General features: G+C 72.5%; 23 protein-coding genes. 7 read left to right on the top strand and 16 right to left on the bottom strand.

Annotation, left to right across the window (positions count from 1 at the left end; translation table 11 throughout):
- Positions 1–96 precede the first annotated feature (96 nt).
- Positions 97–735: an ATP-dependent Clp protease proteolytic subunit gene (locus tag AQJ58_RS35970; protein ID WP_067258089.1), complete on the top strand. Its 639-nt coding sequence runs from the start codon at positions 97–99 to the stop codon at positions 733–735.
- A 1-nt stretch (position 736) separates the two neighbouring features.
- Positions 737–1339: a ClpP family protease gene (locus AQJ58_RS35965; RefSeq protein WP_067258087.1), complete on the top strand. Its 603-nt coding sequence runs from the start codon at positions 737–739 to the stop codon at positions 1337–1339.
- Between the two features lie 7 nt (positions 1340–1346).
- On the opposite strand, the gene AQJ58_RS35960 is transcribed toward AQJ58_RS35965, so the two are convergent.
- Positions 1347–1733, bottom strand: a complete 387-nt coding sequence (locus tag AQJ58_RS35960; RefSeq protein WP_079079428.1) for a helix-turn-helix domain-containing protein — start codon at positions 1731–1733, stop codon at positions 1347–1349.
- 254 nt (positions 1734–1987) lie between these two features.
- On the opposite strand from AQJ58_RS35960, the gene AQJ58_RS35955 reads away from it, so the two are divergent.
- Positions 1988–2875, top strand: a complete 888-nt coding sequence (locus AQJ58_RS35955; protein ID WP_067258082.1) for an RNA polymerase sigma factor SigF — start codon at positions 1988–1990, stop codon at positions 2873–2875.
- 25 nt (positions 2876–2900) lie between these two features.
- Here AQJ58_RS35955 and AQJ58_RS35950 read toward each other — a convergent pair whose 3' ends face one another.
- Positions 2901–3353, bottom strand: coding sequence for an ATP-binding protein (locus AQJ58_RS35950; RefSeq protein WP_067258079.1), 453 nt, complete (start codon positions 3351–3353; stop codon positions 2901–2903).
- Between the two features lie 99 nt (positions 3354–3452).
- A complete protein-coding gene (locus AQJ58_RS35945; protein WP_067258077.1) occupies positions 3453–4847 on the bottom strand; it encodes a DUF6777 domain-containing protein in 1395 nt (464 codons plus the stop codon).
- Between the two features lie 169 nt (positions 4848–5016).
- Here AQJ58_RS35945 and AQJ58_RS35940 point away from each other — a divergent pair, with 169 nt between their 5' ends.
- Positions 5017–6321 (top strand): streptophobe family protein, encoded by a 1305-nt coding sequence (locus tag AQJ58_RS35940; RefSeq protein WP_067258074.1) that lies wholly within the window; start codon positions 5017–5019, stop codon positions 6319–6321.
- Here the strand turns inward: AQJ58_RS35940 and AQJ58_RS35935 are convergent.
- The 5 genes from AQJ58_RS35935 to mgrA all read right to left on the bottom strand — a co-directional run bounded on the left by AQJ58_RS35935 (position 6312) and on the right by mgrA (position 11886).
- The gene (locus AQJ58_RS35935; protein WP_067258071.1) at positions 6312–7286 is read right to left on the bottom strand and encodes a serine/threonine-protein kinase; all 975 of its coding nucleotides are present in this window, start codon (positions 7284–7286) and stop codon (positions 6312–6314) included. The genes AQJ58_RS35940 and AQJ58_RS35935 overlap by 10 nt on opposite strands.
- Entirely contained in the window at positions 7286–7798 is a 513-nt protein-coding gene (locus AQJ58_RS35930) for a hypothetical protein (protein ID WP_067258069.1), read from the bottom strand. Before AQJ58_RS35930 ends, AQJ58_RS35935 begins: the two co-directional genes overlap by 1 nt.
- A gap of 7 nt (positions 7799–7805) precedes the next feature.
- Positions 7806–10145 carry an ABC transporter ATP-binding protein/permease gene (locus tag AQJ58_RS35925; protein WP_067258066.1) on the bottom strand — a complete coding sequence of 780 codons (2340 nt, stop codon included), beginning with the start codon at positions 10143–10145 and terminating at the stop codon, positions 7806–7808.
- A gap of 61 nt (positions 10146–10206) precedes the next feature.
- On the bottom strand, positions 10207–10617 hold the full coding sequence (locus AQJ58_RS35920; protein WP_067258064.1) for a hypothetical protein: 411 nt from the start codon (positions 10615–10617) through the stop codon (positions 10207–10209).
- 276 nt (positions 10618–10893) lie between these two features.
- Positions 10894–11886: an L-glyceraldehyde 3-phosphate reductase gene (mgrA, locus tag AQJ58_RS35915; RefSeq protein WP_067258062.1), complete on the bottom strand. Its 993-nt coding sequence runs from the start codon at positions 11884–11886 to the stop codon at positions 10894–10896.
- Positions 11887–11997: 111 nt separating this feature from the next.
- Between mgrA and AQJ58_RS35910 the strand changes: the two genes are divergently transcribed.
- Positions 11998–12882, top strand: coding sequence for a LysR family transcriptional regulator (locus AQJ58_RS35910; RefSeq protein ID WP_067258059.1), 885 nt, complete (start codon positions 11998–12000; stop codon positions 12880–12882).
- 5 nt (positions 12883–12887) lie between these two features.
- Here AQJ58_RS35910 and AQJ58_RS35905 read toward each other — a convergent pair whose 3' ends face one another.
- The gene (locus AQJ58_RS35905; protein ID WP_067258056.1) at positions 12888–13172 is read right to left on the bottom strand and encodes a hypothetical protein; all 285 of its coding nucleotides are present in this window, start codon (positions 13170–13172) and stop codon (positions 12888–12890) included.
- 208 nt (positions 13173–13380) lie between these two features.
- On the opposite strand from AQJ58_RS35905, the gene AQJ58_RS35900 reads away from it, so the two are divergent.
- Positions 13381–13902, top strand: coding sequence for a mycothiol transferase (locus AQJ58_RS35900; RefSeq protein ID WP_067258052.1), 522 nt, complete (start codon positions 13381–13383; stop codon positions 13900–13902).
- Here the strand turns inward: AQJ58_RS35900 and AQJ58_RS35895 are convergent.
- The 7 genes from AQJ58_RS35895 to AQJ58_RS35875 all read right to left on the bottom strand — a co-directional run bounded on the left by AQJ58_RS35895 (position 13884) and on the right by AQJ58_RS35875 (position 18901).
- Entirely contained in the window at positions 13884–14954 is a 1071-nt protein-coding gene (locus AQJ58_RS35895; RefSeq protein ID WP_067258050.1) for an adenosine deaminase, read from the bottom strand. The two genes, AQJ58_RS35900 and AQJ58_RS35895, sit on opposite strands and share 19 nt — an antisense overlap.
- A 46-nt stretch (positions 14955–15000) precedes the next feature.
- Positions 15001–15393: a VOC family protein gene (locus tag AQJ58_RS35890; protein ID WP_067258048.1), complete on the bottom strand. Its 393-nt coding sequence runs from the start codon at positions 15391–15393 to the stop codon at positions 15001–15003.
- Positions 15394–15741: 348 nt separating this feature from the next.
- On the bottom strand, positions 15742–16608 hold the full coding sequence (locus AQJ58_RS35885) for a hypothetical protein (protein ID WP_067258045.1): 867 nt from the start codon (positions 16606–16608) through the stop codon (positions 15742–15744).
- Positions 16605–17171 carry an RNA polymerase sigma factor gene (locus tag AQJ58_RS35880; RefSeq protein WP_234360399.1) on the bottom strand — a complete coding sequence of 189 codons (567 nt, stop codon included), beginning with the start codon at positions 17169–17171 and terminating at the stop codon, positions 16605–16607. Before AQJ58_RS35880 ends, AQJ58_RS35885 begins: the two co-directional genes overlap by 4 nt.
- On the bottom strand, positions 17168–17332 hold the full coding sequence (locus tag AQJ58_RS43595) for a hypothetical protein (protein WP_159056372.1): 165 nt from the start codon (positions 17330–17332) through the stop codon (positions 17168–17170). Before AQJ58_RS43595 ends, AQJ58_RS35880 begins: the two co-directional genes overlap by 4 nt.
- Before the next feature lie 254 nt (positions 17333–17586).
- The gene (locus tag AQJ58_RS41965) at positions 17587–17721 is read right to left on the bottom strand and encodes an RICIN domain-containing protein (protein ID WP_234360398.1); all 135 of its coding nucleotides are present in this window, start codon (positions 17719–17721) and stop codon (positions 17587–17589) included.
- 364 nt (positions 17722–18085) lie between these two features.
- Complete coding sequence (locus AQJ58_RS35875; protein ID WP_067258042.1) at positions 18086–18901, bottom strand: oxidoreductase; 816 nt, start codon at positions 18899–18901, stop codon at positions 18086–18088.
- Positions 18902–19002: 101 nt separating this feature from the next.
- Here AQJ58_RS35875 and AQJ58_RS35870 point away from each other — a divergent pair, with 101 nt between their 5' ends.
- Positions 19003–19614, top strand: coding sequence for a TetR/AcrR family transcriptional regulator (locus AQJ58_RS35870; RefSeq protein ID WP_067258039.1), 612 nt, complete (start codon positions 19003–19005; stop codon positions 19612–19614).
- The last annotated feature ends 197 nt before the right edge of the window (positions 19615–19811 follow it).

Below are 19811 nucleotides of genomic sequence, written 5' to 3'. Positions count from 1 at the left end.
CAGGGCCGATCTGCCGCGGGCAGAGAAACCGGCCGAGGGTGCGCTCCGGGGCCGCCAGTGAAGGCGACGGCATCCCCGCGACCCCGAGGAGAACCGATGCCCGCACCGACCACGCTCGCCCCACGGGCCGAGGACGGCGACACCCCGTCCACCCGGTTCGACGACCATCTCGCCGCCCAGCTCCTCGCCCGGCGGATCGTGCTGCTGGGCACCCAGGTCGACGAGGTGTCGGCGAACCGGGTCTGCGCCCAGCTGCTGATCCTCTCGGCGGAGGACCCGCACACCGACATCGCCCTGTTCATCAACAGCCCGGGCGGCTCGGTGCACGCCGGACTGGCCGTCTACGACACCATGCGGCTGATCCCCAACGACGTCTCGACGCTCGCCCTGGGCTTCGCGGCCAGCATGGGCCAGTTCCTGCTGGGCGTGGGCGCGCCCGGCAAGCGGTACGCGCTGCCGAACGCCCGGGTGATGATGCACCAGCCGTCGGCCGGGATCGGCGGCACCACGGCCGACATCGAGATCCAGGCGGAGAACCACGAGTTCACCAAGCGGACCATCGAGCGGCTCACCGCCGAGCACACCGGCCAGACACCCGAGACGATCGCCCGGGACGGCGACCGCGACCGCTGGTTCACGGCCGAACAGGCCAGGGAGTACGGCATCGTGGACCGGGTGGTGGAGTCGTTCACCGAGGTCCGGCCCACCCCGGCACGCCGACGGATGGGGCTGTGACATGGGCGGCTACACGATTCCGCACGTGGTCGAGCGCACCGCGCAGGGCGAGCGGTCCTCGGATGTGTTCAGCCGGCTGCTGTCGGAGCGGATCATCTTCCTCGGCACCGAGATCGACGACGGGGTGGCCAATGTCGTCATCGCGCAACTCCTCCATCTGGAGTCGGCGGCCCCCGAGCAGGAGATCGCGCTCTACCTCAACTCCCCCGGCGGCTCGTTCACCTCGCTGATGGCGATCTACGACACGATGACGTTCGTCCGGGCGCCGGTCTCCACGTTCTGTGTCGGGCAGGCGGCCTCGACGGCGGCCGTACTGTTGGCGGGCGGGGACCCGGGCCGGAGGTTCGTGCTGGAGCACGCGCGGGTGCTGCTCGGGCAGCCGGCCAGCGGCGGCCGTCAGGGCACGGTCTCGGATCTGGCGCTCCAGGCCAGGGAGATGGTCCGCATCCGCGCCCAGGTGGAGGAGGTGCTCGCCCGGCACACCGGTCACGACCCGGGCGCCCTGCGCGCGGACATGGACCGCGACAAGGTGTTCACCGCACGGGAGGCGGTGGCCTACGGACTGGCCGACGAGGTGCTGAGCCGGCGCCTCGTCGGCGTCTGATCCGCCGTCAGGCGACCAGGCAGAGGCCGTCGTACGGGGAGTTCGGCGTCGCACGGCCGGGACGGGCCGGCCGGGCGAGCCGGACCAGTTCGCCCTGAGCCCTGGCCAGCAGGTCGCCGAGGCTCAGGCCTAGGGCGTGGGCGGCGGCCGCGAGGACCTCGGAGGAGGCCTCCTTGCGGCCGCGCTCCACCTCGGACAGGTAGGGCATGGAGATCCGCGCCGCGTCTGCGACGTCCCGCAGCGTGCGTTCCTGGGACTGCCTTTCGCGGCGCAGGACATCTCCGACGAGGTCGCGCCAGAGCGGCTCCCGGGGCGCGGGGCGCTCGGGGGCCGGGTGTCCGGCGGGCGGGCGCAGGGGGATCACACGGGCTCGGTGCGGCGCTTGATCGGTCACCGCTCCAGCCTAGGAGCCGGGGGCGCGCCGGGAGGGGATTCCGGTTCCGCCCTCGGTGGAATCGTGCGCCGGGAACTCCCGCCAGGGACCGGTCTCGGACCGGCCCTGGAGCGCGGCGGAGGGAATCGTTCCTCTCCGTGCGCATGTCCCCGCGAAGTCGGGGTACCCGCCCCCTGAGCGCGTCGGGCGAGGGCCCGTCCGCTCACGCAGCGAGAACAGAACACGTCGAACCGTGACTTTCGTGGGGAGAGGTAATGCACACCGCCGTGATCGGGTCGGAGGGCAAGGTCGTCGAGGACACCGCCGGTTCCAGCACGGGTGGAGCATCGTTGCCGGGAGTCGAGGACCCGCGGAGCGTCGCTCCGCGCGACGCACGGGAGCTGTCCCGCCACTTCTTCAAACGGCTGACCGAACTCGAAGAGGGCACGCACGAATACCAGTACGCCCGCAACACGCTCATCGAGATGAACATGTCCCTGGTGCGGTTCGCGGCCGGACGGTTCCGCGGCCGCGGTGACGACATGGAGGACATCGTCCAGACCGGGATGATCGGGCTGATCAAGGCCATCGACCGGTTCGAGATCTCCCGCGAGGTGGAGTTCACCTCCTTCGCCCTTCCGTACATCGTCGGGGAGATCAAGCGGTTCTTCCGGGACACCACCTGGGCGGTGCACGTGCCGCGGCGGCTCCAGGAGCTGCGGGTGGAACTGGCCAAGGCACGCGACGAGCTGGCCGGCCGGCTCGACCGGGAGCCGACCGTGGCGGAGCTGGCCACCCTGATGAACCTGCCGGAGAACGAGGTGGTCGAGGCGCAGATCGCCGCCAACGGCTACAACTCCTCCTCGCTCGACGCCGCGCTCACCGGCGACGGCCCGGAGAACGGCGAGTCGGTCCTCGCGGACTTCATCGGCGTGGAGGAGGACGGGCTGCGGCTGGTAGAGGACTTCCAGTCACTCGCCCCGCTCATGGCCGAACTCGGCGAACGCGACCGGCGGATCCTGCATCTGCGGTTCGTGGAGGAGGCCACGCAGGCGGAGATCGGCGAACAGCTCGGCTGCTCCCAGATGCATGTGTCCCGGCTGATCAAGCGGATCATCACGCGGTTGCGGGAGGGCATGCTGGGCGAGCTGGGCTGCGCCTGACCCCGGCGGCCGGGGTCACTCGCCGTCACGTGCCGAAGGTGAGCAGGGCACGGACCCGCTTGCCGACCGGCACGCGCTCGGCGGTGACCTCGACCGCCACCGCGTGCACGATCTCCAGGCCGTGCCGCCCCACGCGCTCGGGGTCCTTGGGAAAGCGCAGGGGCAGCGCGTCGCTGCTGTCGTAGACACACACCGTGACGCTGTGGTCGGTGCCCTCGAGTTCCAGGATGTACGGGCCGTTGCTGTGCCGGTCGGCGTTGGTGACGAGTTCGCTGACGACGAGCATGACCTCGCCGCTCGCGCGCTCACCGATGCGCGCGCACCACTCGTTGCGGAGCTGGTCGACGAAGTGCGCGGCGAAACTGCGGGCCTCGGCGATGCATCCGGGTTCACCGGTGTAGTGCGCCGCTCGCCTCAGCGGTTCCACGGGTACGTCGAAACCAGTCGGTATCACTGCCCCGTCCAGGTGCTCGATCATGCGTGTCTCTCTGGGAAGCCGGACTGGCCGGACGCTGCTGCACCTGTGCTCGTACCCCGTGCCGCGCCGCGCAGTCCCCGTCCGCCCGCATCGGCTGCCTCACAGCGTCGGGGAACTTCCGGAGGAGCCGGAGGACGTCAGCACCGAGGTGCTCGGCGCCTGCGGTTCCGGCGGCTTCTGCCCGGAGGACGAGGGCGGGGTCGACGACTCCTCCACCAGGCCGTGCCTGGGCGGCGAGGAGGACGGCGACACCGGGCTCGGCGACTTCGGGCTCGGGGACGGCGACGGGGACTTCGAGCCCGGCGACTTGGACGACGGGGACTTCGAGCCCGGCGACTGCGACGAGTGCGACGGGGAGGGCGAGGTGGGCGGGCAGGAGGTCTTGCGGCCCGGGCCACAGGGCGACGCGGAGGTGGAGGGGCTCGTGCTGGAGCCGGTCGGCTGCGGCGACGGCTTGATGATCACGAACACCAGGGGATGCTTCGGGGGGTGGGTGGTCCGGTCCTGCTTGCCCCTGAAGTCGCCGCGGTGCCGCGCGAACCAGTGGTGGCCGTGGTCGGGGTCGTAGAGGACGAACTCCTTGACCACCTTCTTGGCGGGGGTGACCACGACGACGTCGGAGGGCCGGTACGAGGGCCAGGTGTCGCCGGTGCGCTCCGGGGCGCTCTGCTGCGGGACGGGCTTGGTCAGCGGGTTGCCGCAGGCGCAGCGCACCCGGGGCATACCGCGTCCGTCGACGAGGACGGCGGTGCCGGCCTGCAGGACGGACTGGTAGGTGGTGACGGCGCCGTCGCGGTAGCCGTGGTTGGTGACCCAGGTGTCCATGCGCAGTTGTACGGGGGTGAGCGAGCGGAGGTAGTCCGGTACCCCTGCCGGCTCGACCCCGGCCACCGAGGCGAACGCCGTGTTCTTGGCGGGGGCCGCCTGGAGTACGACGATCTGCTTCTCCACGTCGCAGCTGGCGTTGTCGCGGGTGCCGCCGTACACCCCGGCGGCCCCGCCGTCGACGCCCTTGAGGGCGTTGTCGGCGGGCTCGGTCGTGCCCGGTGCGGGGGCGGCGGAGGCCGTCGTGGTGGAGCTGTCGGTGGCCGTGGACTCGGTGAACGGGTCCGGCCCGGCGTTGGCGGCGGCCAGCGTGAAGATCTTGGCGCCCGAGCCGCCGGGGCCGCCGCCGGGCAGCGTGAGCAGCACGGCGAGGGCCACGGCGGCGACGAGCGCGGTGCCGAGCAGGGCGAGCCGGGGAGCGGACCGCCACCAGGGCCGTCCGGAGTCGGGTCCGGGCGGGCCGTCCGGGACGTCGCCACCCGGCGATCCGCCCGAGGACCCACCGGACGAACCACCCGACGAACCACCGGAGGAGCCGCCGGAGGACACCGGGTCCACCGGTTCGGTGGGTGGTCCGGAGGAGGACGGCGGGGGTGGTTGCGAGGGGCCCGAGAGGGGACCCGAAGGGGGTCCCGTGGGGCGGTCGGAGGACGGAGGTTCGACGCTCACATGGTCTCCCGATGTGGTGTACGCCCTGCGATGCCCGGATTTCGTCAAACATGCACCGCTTTCTGACACAACGGACTTATTGTGTGCCCCGCCGGGGTGCCGCCCGCAAGCCGACGCGGACGGCCCCGCTCGACGGGCGGGCGCTCCCGGCCCTGCTTAGCGTGGCGGCGTGAGCCCACGCACCCGCACCGACCAGGCCGCCGGCCGGCCCGGCACCGGCCGGGTGACCGGCCGCCACGGATGGCCCACGGCGCTCGGTGTGGCGCTGACGGGACTCGCCTCGATGGTGGTGGTCGCGGCGCTCGGCCTGTGGGCGGCGGGGGCCACGGATCTGCCGCAGGACGCGTTCCCCCGGGTGGTCGCGGCGACCGTGGTCACGGCCGTCGGAGGCACCGTGGAGCTGTCCGGGGACGCCGGAGGGCTGGCCGGCACCCGGGCCGGGCTGACGGTGGTTCCGCTGTCCGTGACCCTGGTGGGCGCCCTGGTCACCGCCGCGGGATTCCTGCGGCCGTTGCGGCACCGGGCGGTCGCCGGGGCCCGGGAGCTGGCCGGCTGGGCGGCCCGGATCGCCGTGCTGTGGCTGCTCGGGCTGCTGGCACTGGCGCTCGCCGCGCGCCAGACCTTCGCGCTCGACCTGGGCAGCGACACGCTGAACGACCTGGGCGATCTGTTCGGCGTCCACCCGGAGGTCGGCTTCACCACCCGTGTGCCGATCACGCTCCTGGTCGGGCTGGTGTGGCTGGCCGGGGTGCTGCTGCTGGCACTGCTGGTCGCGCGCGGGGCGCCGCTGCCGGCCCGGCTGCTCCGGTTCCAGGAGTCGGTGCGGCCGGCGGCGTACGCCATGGTCGCGCTGCTGCTCGCGTGTGTCGTCATCGGTCTGGTGGTGGCGCTGGTGGTGGCGGTGACGCGCGGGCACGCGCGGGAGACCCTGGCGGTGGTCCTGCTCGGGCTGCCCAACCTGGTGTGGATGGCGTTCACCCTGGGGCTGGGCGCCACCTGGAACGGGCGGGTGCAGGGGCCGTTCGGGCTGCCCATGCCCCAAGTGCTGGACGAGGTGCTGCGCGGCAGACAGACCGCCGCGCTGAACCTGCGCAGCATGGCCGAGTACGACGGCCGGGTGTGGTGGCTGGTCGTGGTGGACGCGGTGCTGCTGCTGGGGGCCGCGTTCGTGATGGCGGCCCGCTCGCCGGCCCGGACGCGTGCCTGGCGGCACGCGGTGCACATGGCGGTCGCGCTGGTGCTCACGGTGCTGGCGATCTGTCTGGTGGGCCGGGTGTCGGCGCACTACGGGCTGACCGTGCTCGGCATCAACGATCTCGCCGGGCTCTCCGGGGACCTGTTCCTGCACCCCGAGGTGTGGTCCGCGCTGGGGCTCGCGGCGCTGTGGGGGCTGGTCACCGGGTTCCTGGGCGCGCTGCTGGCACGACCGGTGCACCGGCGCGGCGCGACGGGCCCGCCGCCGGCTCAGGGCTGACGGGCCCGCAGGACGGGCCGGGCCCAGGCGGGGGGTGAGGGGGGTACGGCGAGCAGGCCGGCCGGTTCGGTCGGCGGGTGCACGGCGGCGCCGTCGCCCCGGCCCGCCGCCCGCAGGGCCGCGACGAAGGCCCGGCAGGTGCCGTGCCGGGCCTCGGGCGCCTTGGCCAGGGCCTTCGCGAAGACGGCGTCGGCCTGCGGGGACAGATCGGGCCGGGACGCGGTGAGCGGGGGCGGTTCGTCCTCCTGGTGGGCCCAGAGCAGGGCCATGTCCTCCTCGCGGACGAAGGGGGGATGCCCGGCGAGGGTCTCGTAGACCACACAGGCGAAGCTGTAGACGTCGCAGCGGCCGTCGACCGGACGGCCGGAGATCTGTTCGGGGGCGACGTAGTCGAGGGTGCCGACGAACTGCCCGACGGTCGTGAAGCCGGTCAGCGACAGCGACTTCTTCGTCAGCCCGAAGTCGGTGAGGTAGACGTGCTCGGGGTGGTCGCCGTCGGTGCCCCGGGCGACCAGGATGTTCCCGGGCTTGACGTCCCGGTGGACCAGGCCGTGGTCGTGGGCCGCGTCGAGGGCGGAGGCGACCTGAGCGGCGATGCGTACGGCCGTGGCGAGGGGCAGCGGGCCCTGGCGGTCGAGGAGGTGGCGAAGGTCGCTGCCCTCGACGTACCGCATGGCGATGTAGAGCACGCCCTCGGTCTCCCCGGCCCCGAAGACCGGCACGATGTGCGGGTGGTCGATCGCGGCGGCGACCAGGGACTCATGGGTGAACCGCTTGCGGAAGGTGTCGTTGCGGGCCAGTTCCGGGGCGAGCAGCTTGAGGGCGACGGTGCGTTCCAGGCGCAGGTCGCGGGCGCGGTAGACGACGGCCATGCCGCCCCGGCCGATCTCGTCCTCGATGCGGTAGCCCGCGATCTGCCGGCCGACGAGGTCGGAGGGGCGCCCGGAGAACGCGCTCGTCCCCATCAGGGACCTCCGGGGGCGGGGGCCGCGTCGGGCGGGTGGTCGGTGGCGTAGGTGCTCAGCCGGGTGCCGTCGGCGTAGGCCCAGCGCCCCTCGGCGGAGTCGTACAGCCACACGGACTCGCCGTCGACGACCACCCCGATCCGCAGGTCCCGGGTCCGCCGCCGGAAGGACTCGCCGTCCAGGGCGCCGTCGGCCAGTTCCTCGACGGCGGCCCGGTAGCGCGCGAGGGCCTCCTCGGCGCGGGCGAGCAGGGGCCGCGGATCGGCGACCGAGGTGGACGGGGCGTCGGCGACGGGCGGGTCCTGCGGTACGGCGACGAGGTGGCGGCCGTCGACCCAGGCCTGCCAGCCGTTGGCGCACAGCACGTGCCCCCAGTCGCCGCGCCGCTCCAGGAGCCGGACGGGCAGCAGCGGGTCCAGCGGCACGGTGGGCCGGGCGGGGTCGGGGGCCTCCCAGGCGGGCAGGCCCGGCGGAGGGACGACGTGTGTGGGCCCGAAGGCGGTGGTCGTCATGGCCGCCCTACTTCCGCATCACGGCGGGTTCGTGGCGGCGCAGCAGCCGGGAGACGACGAACCCGAAGACGGCCGAGAGCACGACGAGCATGCCGACGTCGAGCAGCCACACCGCCGCCCGGTGCTCGAACAGCGGGTCCGCGGTGATGTCGCCGGGCACGATCCTGGACAGGCCGATGGTGCCGGCCATCGCGCCGAGCGCCCAGCGCGAGGGCACGAGCCAGGACAGCTGTGCCAGCCCCGGCACCCCGTCGAGTTTCAGCAGGGCGCCGCAGAAGACCACTTGGACGATGGCGAGCAGCACGAGCAGCGGCATGGTCACCTCCTCCTTGCGCACCAGCGCGGAGACCAGCAGGCCGAGCATCATCGCGGTGAACGCCAACAGGGCGACGGCGACGGTGATCTCGACCAGGGGTGGCAGCAACACGCCGTCGCCGCCGGGCGCGTCGAGATCGACGCCGAGCAGGGCCACGAGGGTGAGGACGACCGCCTGGACCACGGTGACCGTGCCGAGGACGACGACCTTGGACATCAGGTACGCCGATCTGGACAGGCCGACGGCCCGCTCCCGCCGGTAGATGACGCGTTCCTTGACGAGTTCGCGCACGGCGTTGGCCGCGCCGGTGAGGACCCCGCCGACGCACAGGATCAGCAGGGCGTTCATGGCGGTGTCCCGGGTGAGTTCACCGCCGGCGAGGGCGCGGGCCATGGCGCCCATCACGAACGGCAGGGCGATCATGATGGCCAGGAAGGTGCGGTCGGCGCCCAGCGCCGCGGTGTAGCGGCGGACCAGGGTGCCGAGTTGGGCGGCGCGGCTGCGGGGCCGGGGCGGTGGCAGCAGGATGACGGGGCCCTCGCGGGGCAGCCGGGGCTGGGCGCTGGAGTTGACGACGTAGCGTTGGTGGAACGCCGAGTCGCGGTACTGTCCGGCCCAGTCGCGGTCCCGGTCGCGTTCGAAGGCCTCGAAGGCCTCGGGCCACTGGGTGAAACCGAAGAAGTCCAGGGCCTCGCCGGGCGGCCCGTAGTAGGCGATCCGGCCGCCGGGGGCGAGGACCAGGAGCCGGTCGCAGACGTCGAGGCTCAGGACGCTGTGGGTGACGACGATGACGGTGCGGCCGTCGTCGGCGAGGCCGCGCAGCATGTGCATCACCGAGCGGTCCATGCCGGGGTCGAGGCCGGAGGTCGGTTCGTCGAGGAAGAGCAGCGAGGGTTTGGTGAGCAGTTCCAGGGCGACGCTGACGCGTTTGCGCTGGCCGCCGGAGAGGCTGTGCACCGGTTGTCCGGCCCGCTGTTCGAGGCCGAGTTCGCCGATGACCTCGGTGACCCGCTCGCGGCGCTCGGCCTTGGCGGTGTCCTGCGGGAAGCGCAGTTCGGCGGCGTAGGTGAGGGCGGCGCGGACGGTGAGCTGGGCGTGCAGGATGTCGTCCTGGGGGACGAGGCCGATGCGCTGGCGGAGTTCGGCGTAGTCGTGGTAGAGGTCGCGGCCGTCGTAGACGACGGTTCCGTGGTCGGCGGGGCGCTGGCCGGTGAGGGCGTTGAGCAGGGTGGACTTCCCGGCGCCGCTGGGGCCGACGACGGCGAGCAGGCACTTCTCCCCGACCGGGAACGACACGTGGTCGAGGAGGTTCTTGCGGCCGCGGTCGACGGCGACGGTGAGGTCCTGGACGTCGAGGGAGACCTCGCCGGTGTCGACGTACTCCTGGAGTTCGTCGCCGACCAGGCAGAAGGCCGAGTGGCCGATGCCGACGATGTCCCCGGCGCCGATCGGGGCGCGGGTGACGGGGAAACCGTTGAGGTAGGTGCCGTTGTGGCTGTCGAGGTCGGCGATCTCGTAGCCGCCCTCGGGCAGGGCGCGCAGTTCGGCGTGGCGGCGGGAGACGACCAGGTCGTCGATGACGAGGTCGTTGTCGGCCGCGCGGCCGATGCGGACGGTCCGGGTGGGCAGCGGCCGGACGGAGGTGGGCCGGCGGAAGGTGCCCGTCTGGGAGGGCATGGACACCGCCGCGGGCCGTTCCGGGACCGGTGGCGGGCGGCCGGCGAGGACGGCGCAGGGTCCGTCGGCCGGGCTGCCGAAGCGGATGACACTGCCGGGGCCCACGTCGTGCACCCGGACCCGGCGGCCCTCGATCCAGGTGCCGTTGGTGCTGTCCTCGTCGGTGAGGGTCCAGTGGTCGCCGTCGGGCCGCAGCACGGCGTGGTGCCAGGAGACCCGGGCGTCGTCGATCACGATGTCGCTGAGCGGGTCCCGGCCGAGGTAGTAGGCACGTCCGGGGATCATCACCGTGGAGCCCGTCTCGGTCTCCAGCACGAGTTCGGGCGCAGTCGGGGCGACGGGGCGCTCCACCATGCCGGAATTCTATCGATTCGCACCTGGGGACGCCCAGTGGTGTGCACCCTCGGAATGGAGTTCAGCCGACGGGCAGGACGAGCGCGGGGAGCGTCCGCTGCATCCGCAGCGCGTCCACGGACTCGGCGAGGAGTTCGTACTCGGTGGTGTCGTCGCTGACGGCGACCCGCACCAGCCGCCCCCCGGCCAACTCGTCGCCCACCAGCTCCTGCTGGTCGATGTCCGCACACCAGGAGCGCAGCAGGGCGGGTACGTCGGGGACGCCGTCGCCGACGGGGACCAGGGCGCCCGGCGGGACGTTCGGGCCGTCGGGTTGCGGATCGAGGCGTTCGGCCATCCACAACGCGCGGTCCCGTAACCACCACAGCGCGAGCGCCAGCGTCGGCGCGCGGTACGTCCCGAGCGGTACGCCGATGCGGCGGCCGTCGCAGTATCCGTACGCCGTGACATGGCACAGGAATTCGTCGTGCATGTCTCCACTCCCCCGAGTGCTCGTGTGCCGGCCCTGCCTCGCTTTCCGTGCGGCTCCTGTGGGGCGGAGTGCCCCTGACCTTCGAGTATGTTCACTTCTAAATCACTGTCACCATGACTTTCCGGCCAGTCTCTTGGCATATTCATCGCCACTCATGGCCGAAATCGGGCAGCGGACCCGGCCCCTCCGCCCACCTGCGCACCGTTTCGCCTGGTAACCGTCCGATGACACGGCGGATGCGGCTGCGGTGGCCGGATAGTGCCGTGGCCGAACACCTCAGCCGTTGATCACCGCGTCGATGCGGGCGAGCTCGTCGTCCCCGAAGTCCAGGTGGGCCAGTGCGCCGACACTGTCCTCGATCTGGCGGGCGCTGCTCGCGCCGACCAGCGCGGAGGTGACCCGGCCGCCGCGCAGCACCCAGGCCAGCGCGAGCTGGGCCAGGGACTGCCCGCGGGACGTGGCGATGTCGTCCAGGGCACGCAGCCTGCCGACCAGGTCCTCGGTGAGCGCGTCGGAGTTCAGGAACGGGCTGTCGCTCGCCGCGCGCGAGTCCTCGGGGATGCCGTCCAGGTAGCGGGAGGTGAGCAGGCCCTGCTCCAGCGGGGAGAAGACGATCGAGCCGACCTGGAGTTCGTCGAGGGCGTCGAGCAGGCCCTCGCTCTCCGGGCGGCGGTCGAGCATCGAGTAGCGGGGCTGGTGGATGAGGAGCGGGGTGCCCAGCTCGCCGAGGATGCGGGCGGCCTCGCGGGTCTGCTCCGCGGAGTAGTTGGAGACGCCGACGTAGAGCGCCTTGCCCTGCTGGACGGCGGAGTGCAGGGCGCCCATCGTCTCCTCCAGGGGAGTCTCCGGGTCGGGGCGGTGCGAGTAGAAGACGTCGACGTAGTCGAGACCCATCCGCTTCAGGCTCTGGTCCAGCGACGACAGCAGGTACTTGCGCGAACCCCACTCGCCGTACGGGCCGGGCCACATCAGGTAGCCGGCCTTGGTGGAGATCACCAGCTCGTCCCGGTAGGACGCGAAGTCCGTCTTCAGGAAGTGACCGAGCGCGGACTCGGCGGCGCCGGGCGGCGGGCCGTAGTTGTTGGCCAGGTCGAAGTGGGTGATGCCGAGGTCGAACGCGCGGCGCAGGATGGCCCGCTGGGTCTCGGCCGGGCGGTCCGGGCCGAAGTTGTGCCACAGTCCGAGCGACAGCGCGGGGAGCATCAGGCCGCTGCGTCCGGTGCGCCGGTAGGGCATGTCCGCGTAGCGGTCGGGGTGTGCGGTGTACAACGGGACTCCATCCGGGGTCGGCCCACGATCTTCCGCCTCCACTGTTCCCGAGTGCCGTGCAGCGGTCCAACAGAAGAATCCGATGGAATTGTGCGACTACGCTTCTCAATCATGGAACTGCGCCATCTCCAGCACTTCGTCGCGGTCGCCGAGGACCAGCACTTCACCCGGGCCGCCGAGCGCCTGCTGGTGTCCCAGTCGGGTCTGTCGGCGTCGATCAGGGCGCTGGAGCGGGAGCTGCGGGCGCCGCTGTTCGTGCGGACCACCCGGCGGGTGACGCTGACCGAGGCGGGGCGGGCGCTGCTGGCGGAGGCGGAGCGGATCCTGGCGCAGGTGCGGGCCGCGCACGAGGCGGTCGCCGCGGTGCAGGGCGTGGTCCGCGGGACGCTCTCCGTGGGCACGGAGCAGTGCATCGCGGGAGTGCACGTGGCCGGGCTGCTGGCCGCGTTCCGGCGGCGGCACCCGGACGTGGAGATCCGGCTGCGGCAGAGCGGCTCGGGCGCCCTGGGCGAGGAGGTGGCGGCGGGCCGGCTCGACCTGGCCTTCGCCTACCGCACCCAGGTGGACTCCGACCAGCTGCGCTGCGTACCGCTGGCCACCGAGCCGATGTACGTGCTGTGCCATCCGGACCACCGGCTCTCCCGGGCGGCGGCCGCCCCGGTGCCGGAGGACCTCGCGGGCGAGGTGTTCGTCGACTTCCACCCGGACTGGGGGCCGCGCCGGGCCACCGACGGCGCCTTCGCGGCGGCGGGCGTACGCCGGACGGTCGCGCTCGAGGTCAACGACGTGCACAGTCTGCTGGACCTGGTGGGCGAGAACCTCGGGGTGGCCGTCGTGCCGCGGCACTTCCGGCACAAGCGCGAGGCGCTCACCGCGCTGCCCCTGAAGGACACCGGCGAGGCGGCCTACGAGACGGTCGCCCTGCTGCCGGCCCCCGCCGCGACGAGCCCGGCCGCACGGGCCCTGATGGCGCTGCTGGAGGCCGGGGAGGCCTGATCCCGTCAGGCGAAGGCGACCACTTCGCCGGCCATGACCTGCGGAGGGTTGGGCAGGAGGGCCGCGAGGTGCTCCCGGACGAACTCCGCGGCCCGCGCGATCGACTCCTCGGCGCCCGCCCGGTCCTGGAAGACGCTGGTCGAGACCATCACCCCGTCCCCGGCGTCGAGCCAGTAATACGCCACGAAGCCGGAGACCTCGCGCATGAGCGGGACGAACCCCTCGTGCACGAGCCGTCCCGCCTCCGCCGAATCGGTCACCCCTTCGTACCGTCGTACCGCTGCGTACATCGCCGGGCTCCTCACCTGGGGTCGGGGTCCGGCTGCTGCCGGACGTCCTGGGTGCCGTACCCCGGCCGCGCGGGCCCGGCCCGCGCGGCGTGCGGCAATCACCTCAAGGGCCGCCCGGGGTGATCCGAACGGCGGCCACCGGCCGGGGGCCTCTCCCGGGGCGGCCAAAGAAGCGGCGGGCGGGCGCGGGCTGCGCGATGGTGGAGTCATGCATGCGAAGGACATCCTCATCGACGGGTACAACCGCATCCGGGAAGAGGTCCACGCCGCCGTCGAGGGCCTGGACCCCGACACGCTCAACGCCCGGCCCACCCCCGCGGCCAACTCGGTCGCCTGGCTCGTCTGGCATCTCACCCGGGTCCAGGACGACCACCTGGCCGACGCCTTCGACCTGGAGCAGGTGTGGTGGGCCCATGCCGACAACTGGGAGAAACGGTTCGGGCTGGACCTGCCGCGCCATGACACCGGGTACGGGCACGGTCCGGCGGAGGTGGCGAAGGTGCGGGTCGCCGACGCCGCGCTGCTGACCGGCTACCACGACGCCGTGCACGAGCAGACCCACAGGGCGCTGCGCGCGCTGACGGCGGCGGACCTCGAGCGGGTCGTGGACGTGCGCTGGGATCCGCCGGTCACGCTGGGCGTACGGCTGGTCAGCGTCCTGTCCGACGACCTTCAGCACGTCGGACAGGCAGCCTATGCGCGCGGGCTGCTTCAGAGCGCGGCGGCGTAGCCCGGCAGCACGACGTCCTCGATGAGGGCGTTGCGCTCGTCGAACGGGATGAACGCGCTCTTCAGGGCGTTCACCGTGACCGTGCGCAGGTCCTCGACGCCCCAGCCGGCCTGCTCGACGAGCAGCGTCATCTCGCGGGTCATGGTGGTGCCGGACACCAGACGGTTGTCGGTGTTGACGGTGACCCGGAAGCCGAGGTCCTTCAGCGCGGTGATCGGGTGCTCGGCGATGGAGGTGGCGGCGCCGGTCTGGAGATTGGAGGTGGGGCACATCTCCAGCGCGATGCGCCGGTCACGGACCCATCCGGCCAGCCGGCCGAGCTTGCCGTCGACGATGTCCTCGGTGATGCGCACGCCGTGCCCGAGGCGCTGCGCGCCGCACACCTGGAGCGCCTGGTGGATGCTGGGCAGGCCGTGGGCCTCACCGGCGTGGATGGTGAAGGGCACGCTCTCGCGGCGGAGGTGCTCGAAGGCGTCGAGGTGGTCGGCGGCCGGGAAGCCGTCCTCGGCACCGGCGATGTCGAAGCCGACGACGCCGGCGTCACGGTAGGCGACGGCCAGGTCCGCGGCCTCGCGGACGTGGTCGAACATCCGCATGCCGCAGAGCAGGGTGCCGACGCGGACCGGGGTCCCGGCCGCGGCGGCCTTCGCCATGCCGGCCGCGAGCCCCTCCTGCACGGTCTCGACGACCTCGTTCAGGGTCAGCCCGCCCTTGACGTTCAGTTCGGGCGCGTAGCGCACCTCGGCGTAGACGACGCCGTCGGCGGCGAGGTCGAGGACGTACTCCTCGGCGACGCGCAGCAGGCCCTCGCGGGACTGCATCACGGCGAGGGTGTGCTCGAAGGTGGCTATGTAGCGGACCAGGTCGCCGGAGTTGGCGGCCTCGAAGTACCAGGCGGCCAGTTCGTCGGCGTCGGTGGTGGGCAGGGTGTGGCCGATCGCGGCCGCGAGCTCGACGACCGTGGCGGGGCGCAGACCGCCGTCGAGGTGGTCGTGCAGGACGGCCTTGGGGAGGCGGCGGATCACATCGGCTTCTACGCGCGTAGCAGTCATGGCGGGTCTTTCCTCGGGCGGGGCGGTTCGGGGGACGGGAAGCGGATCAGCCGGCGGGCTGGAGCAGGTCCCAGCGGTTGCCGTACAGGTCCTGGAAGACGACGACGGAGCCGTACGGCTCGTGGCGGGGCTCCTCCAGGAAGGTGACGCCGGCCGCCCGCATCCGGGCGTGGTCGCGGGCGAAGTCGTCGGTGTGCAGGAAGAAGCCGACGCGACCGCCGGTCTGGTCGCCGATCCGGTCGCGCTGGGCGTCGCCCTTGGCCCGGGCGAGCAGCAGCCCGGTGCCGTCCTGGCCCTCACCCGGCCGGACGACGACCCAGCGGGCACCGTCGGACCGGGGCTCGTCCTCGACGAGCCGGAAGCCGAGCGCGTCGGTGTAGAAGCGGATCGCCTCGTCGTAGTCGTCGACGACGAGGGTGACCAGGGCGATGCGGGACATCGGGGCCTTTCGGGAGGCGCGGCAGAGGCGATTGACGGGAGAGGTTATACGTAAAACCTCGTGGACGCCAGTCGCTCGCGGGTCCCGCCCGGGATGCCGGGGGGAGACGGCGCTCCAGCGCTCGGCCGCGTCGAGCCGAAGCCCGGCACGGCCGACGGCCGGCAGTGACCGCCTGGAGGGAAGGCGGCGCTCCGATGCTTGACCCCGTCGCTCCGAAGCCAGGCGGGGCCGACGGTCAGGGCACCGAGCGGCCCAGGCGCCCGCGACCGTCCGCGACGATCGCCGCGCTGATCGCCGGCACACTCCCGCACGCGCCACGGACGCCGCCTCCCTCTTCCTGACGAACCATCAACAAGCCACGGTCTCCTCGCACTTGCGCAGTGCCTCCTGGACGTCGCGGCTCCAGTGCCGGGCGGTCCTGGGGGTGGCCGAGGAGACGGTGTGCACGGCCGGCCCACGGCGTTCGGGGAGCGGGCGGGAGCGGGCGCACCGGCGCTCCCCGGCGGGCGGGGTACCGCCGTGGGCGACGGCCTCCTCCACGATGTCGGCGAGATCACCGTCCGGGAGGGGCAGCTCCAGGTCCTCGTCGACGAAGCCGACGACGGCCGGGACGTACTCCACCAGGGCGCGCAGCGCCTTGGTCAGTCCCCGGCGGCCGCGGCGCAGCCCTCGGAGCACGTGCAGGGCCGTGGCGATCTCCACCTCGGTGGCCTCCCGGCTCAGGGTGGCGGGGGTGATCTCCGTGTGGCTGAGCCACCAGTCCGCCTCCTCGTCCTCACCGTGCGCGCGGTGGTGGAGGTAGAGGCAGTACGAGGAGATCGTGTCGCCGGCGCCGGCGCCGTACTGCCACCAGAAGCGGCCGCTGTCCTCGCAGCCGGCGAGATGGAGGAGGGCGCCCAGGACACGCGCGCCGCGGGGTTCGGGCAGCGCGCTGCCGTGGAAGGCGCCGAGGCCGCTGAGGGCGCCGGGACGGCTCAGCAGCGCCTCACACAGGGCCCGCAGGTCCCGGGCCGAGGGATGGACCCTCGGGGAGCGGCGGGCGGCGGCCTGCTGGGGGCGGGCGCGCGCCCCGGTGCCGTCGGCGGCCGGGACCGCGACCCGGGCGGCGATCCGGGCCTCGGCGGCCTCGATGTCGCAGCGGCAGTAGGGGGCCGTGGGCACCAGGCGCGCCCCGGCCAGCAGCGTGTCGATGTCGCTCACGGTGTCGTAGGTCATGAACGCTCCGCCTCCTCCTCGGCGCACGATGTGTAGATCTCCCGCAGTCGGTGCCGGGCGTACCGCTCTATGGAGCGCACCCCTGCCTCGGTGATGCCGAGTTCGTGCGCCACCTCGGCGGTCTCGTAGCCCTCGCAGTAGCGCAGCCGGATGACGTCCTGCTGGCGCTCGGGGAGGGCGGAGATCGCGTGGAACAGCCGCAGGTTCTGCTCGATGACCTCGAAGGCGTCCTCGGCGCCCTGGAGGGTCACCGTCTCGAAGACAGCGGTGTCCATGAGCGTGGCGCGCCGGCCCCGGGCCCGGGCGTGGTCGACGACGCGGTTCTTCATGACCCGCCAGGCGTACGCGGCGGGGTTCTCGGCGCGCAGTATCTGCGGCCACTCGCGGGCGAGTTGGACGAACGCCTCGTCGACGGCCTCCTCGGCGTCCGCGCGGCAGCGCAGACAGCGCTCGGCCTCACGGATGTAGCGCGGCCGGTGCAGCTGGTGGAAGGCGCTGAAGTCCAGCGGCAGTTTCTCCGGCGCCCGGGGGTTCCCGGCGGGGCGCAGCTCTTCCTGGGTCACCGATCGCCTCCCGGGAGCCGGTGGTCCATCTCCCGGACGCCCACCCGCACGAGGGCGGCGACGAACCGGCGCGCGAGCGTGACGGCTCCGGGTCCGAAGACCCGGAGGGCGAGCAGGGACAGCGCCACGTCCCGGGCGAGCTGTGCGAACTGGTCGTTCACGGACCGTTCGGTCCTTCCGCTGGGTGTGCGGGGCTCAGTGGCCCCGGAAGGCGACGGTTACACCTTCTGCCACCACGGCGTTCGGGACGGGCGTTTCGTGCATGCGGGAGGCGAAAGTCGCGCGCAATTGGCCGCTTCGGACTACGGACCGCGCCGTTCCGGGCTATCGCGGTGCCGTTGCTGTCCTCTCGGTGCCCGCTTCTGTCGTGTTTTGCCGCCGTCTCCGTCGCCCGCGCCTTCTGTACCCAGCACTGTCAGCCGGTGACGCGGTGGAAGCTCCACCGTTGGCTGGTGCCACCGGTGTCGCGGTACTGGATCAGTGCGGCGCCGTCGGCCGTACCGCCCCCACTGACGTCGAGCACCTTGCCGCTGTTGCGGTTGACCACCACGAACCATCGACACCCAGGCCGTCCGGGCGGCGGCGGGGTTTCCCCAGGGCGCCGTGATCACCCCACCGCACGCAACGAGACCGAGGCCCGCCCCCCTGACCCCGCCCGACGACAACCGGCCCTCGCGGAGGCCGCCACGGTCTGCCAGCGCATCGTGACCGCCTTCACCGAGCACCCCGGGCGGGTCTTCCGCATCCGCGACCTACACGAACTCCTCAATGCTGCCTGCCGACGAGCCCTCGATCAACGTCACCCGCTCCCGCTAGGGACGACTCGTCCGCCAGGGACTCCCCGACCAACCCGGACGCGGCCAATAGCAGAAACGGAATCAACGCCCGCTGGCGGCGGGGGAGGGGGGTGCCGGTCAGGCGGGCAGCTGGTTCAGCTTGCGGATCTGCCGGTCGAAGGCACGAGTGGGGACGAGGCGGCGCAGGGTGCTGACGCGTCCGGCGGTCGGTCCGGCGGGGTAGCGCAGCTTCGGCTTCGGGTCGGTCGCCGCGGCGACGATCGCCTTGGCGACGGTGGCGGGATCGTCACCGTCCTTCGTCGCCGCGGCCATCACACACTCGAAGACCTGCCTCTGCTGCTCGTAGACCGGCAGAGGCGTGGCGGGTTTCGGGGAGTTGGCCTCGAACGCGGTCCTGGTCACGGCGGGCTCGACGAGCAGGACGCGGACGCCGCGCTGGCGGACCTCGTGGTCCATGGACTCGGAGTAGCCCTCGACGGCGTGCTTGGACGCGGCGTAGGCGGCCATGTAGGGCGCGGGGACGAACCCGAGGACGGACGAGACGTTGATGATCCGGCCGCCACCCTGGGCGCGCATGTGCGGCAGGACGGCCTTGCTCATGCGGATCAGGCCGAAGACATTGACGTCGAACAGCTGCTGGTCCTGGGCAAGGGAGCGTTCCTCCCCGGCGCCGGCGGAGCCGATGCCGGCGTTGTTGACCAGGACGTCGATCCGCCCGAACGTCTCGATCACGCGGTCGACCAGGCTGGCGACCGAGGTGTCGCTGGCCACGTCGAGGTCGAGGAACGTCACGCCCTCGCGGCGGGCATCCCTGGAGGCTCGGCGGCTCGTGCCGACGACCTCGAATCCCGCATCGACGAGCGCGAGGGCGGACGCCTTGCCGATGCCTGACGATGCTCCGGTCACGAGTGCTACCGGCCGGTTCGTGGTCATGATGGGACTCCTCATTGATTGGATTATGACCGTAATGCAATTACTCTAGGGCGGGAGACGGAGAGCGGCAAGCGGCCTCTCCGCCGGACGAGGAGGAGCGCGTGGCGCGCTACGCGAAAGAACACAAGCAGGCGACGCGGCAGCGGATCATCGAGGCCGCCGGCCGCCGGTTCAAGAAGGACGGCATCGACGGCTCCGGAGTCTCCACCCTGATGTCGGACGCGGGGCTGACCAACGGCGCCTTCTACGCCCACTTCGCCTCCAAGGAGGACCTCGTCGCGAACGCCGTCGCCGACCAGCTGGGGGCGCAGAACGCGAGCCTTGAAGCACTCGCGCCCGGCCGTGCCGGGATCGAACAGTTCGTCCGCGCCTACCTGTCCGCCGAGCACCGTGACGACCCCGAGAACGGCTGCCCCACGGCCGCTCTCCTCGACGAGATCGGGCGATGCACGGACGCGACCAAACAGGCGTTCACCGACGGCCTGCTGACTGTCATCGACGACATGGCCGCACGCCTGGCACCCGACGACCCGTCCTCGGCGCGCGCACAGGCGCTCGGCGTCTTCACCCTGATGGTCGGGACGCTCCAACTCGCCCGCGCCCTGGCCGATCCCAAGCTCGCCGACGACGTCCTCGACCAGGGTGTCCACAACGCCCTCGCGCTGGTGGACGCCGGACCTGTCCGGCAGCGCCGCGTCCGACGGCCTTCCTGAGGGCGCGCCGTCCGGCGATCGTGATTGCGCGCACGCCCACACCCGCCAGGACCAGCGCGCTCGCCGCCATCGGACCAGGCCGCCCCAGCGGGCCCCGCTTCACCACCACCAGGGTGACCGCGACCATGCCCACGCCCTGCGCTCCGAACGCCGGCCCGGCGGCTCCCGCTCCTCCTCGCTGGGTTTTTGCTCGGGCC

Source organism: Streptomyces sp. DSM 15324 (assembly GCF_001514285.1).
Lineage (GTDB): Bacteria > Actinomycetota > Actinomycetes > Streptomycetales > Streptomycetaceae > Streptomyces.
The sequence above is the reverse complement of the archived record's forward strand: the minus strand, read 5'-3'. Positions and strand labels throughout refer to the sequence as shown.

Coding starts and splice junctions, on each gene's coding strand:
- AQJ58_RS35895 (WP_067258050.1), bottom strand. CDS start 14,954: ATGACTGCTACGCGCGTAGAAGCCGATGTGATCCGCCGCCTCCCCAAG.
- AQJ58_RS35970 (WP_067258089.1), top strand. CDS start 97: ATGCCCGCACCGACCACGCTCGCCCCACGGGCCGAGGACGGCGACACC.
- AQJ58_RS35900 (WP_067258052.1), top strand. CDS start 13,381: ATGCATGCGAAGGACATCCTCATCGACGGGTACAACCGCATCCGGGAA.
- AQJ58_RS35950 (WP_067258079.1), bottom strand. CDS start 3,353: ATGATCGAGCACCTGGACGGGGCAGTGATACCGACTGGTTTCGACGTA.
- AQJ58_RS35910 (WP_067258059.1), top strand. CDS start 11,998: ATGGAACTGCGCCATCTCCAGCACTTCGTCGCGGTCGCCGAGGACCAG.
- AQJ58_RS35955 (WP_067258082.1), top strand. CDS start 1,988: ATGCACACCGCCGTGATCGGGTCGGAGGGCAAGGTCGTCGAGGACACC.
- AQJ58_RS35875 (WP_067258042.1), bottom strand. CDS start 18,901: ATGACCACGAACCGGCCGGTAGCACTCGTGACCGGAGCATCGTCAGGC.
- AQJ58_RS35885 (WP_067258045.1), bottom strand. CDS start 16,608: ATGACCTACGACACCGTGAGCGACATCGACACGCTGCTGGCCGGGGCG.
- AQJ58_RS35965 (WP_067258087.1), top strand. CDS start 737: ATGGGCGGCTACACGATTCCGCACGTGGTCGAGCGCACCGCGCAGGGC.
- AQJ58_RS35890 (WP_067258048.1), bottom strand. CDS start 15,393: ATGTCCCGCATCGCCCTGGTCACCCTCGTCGTCGACGACTACGACGAG.
- AQJ58_RS35935 (WP_067258071.1), bottom strand. CDS start 7,286: ATGGGGACGAGCGCGTTCTCCGGGCGCCCCTCCGACCTCGTCGGCCGG.
- AQJ58_RS35920 (WP_067258064.1), bottom strand. CDS start 10,617: ATGCACGACGAATTCCTGTGCCATGTCACGGCGTACGGATACTGCGAC.
- AQJ58_RS35925 (WP_067258066.1), bottom strand. CDS start 10,145: ATGGTGGAGCGCCCCGTCGCCCCGACTGCGCCCGAACTCGTGCTGGAG.
- AQJ58_RS35930 (WP_067258069.1), bottom strand. CDS start 7,798: ATGACGACCACCGCCTTCGGGCCCACACACGTCGTCCCTCCGCCGGGC.
- AQJ58_RS35905 (WP_067258056.1), bottom strand. CDS start 13,172: ATGTACGCAGCGGTACGACGGTACGAAGGGGTGACCGATTCGGCGGAG.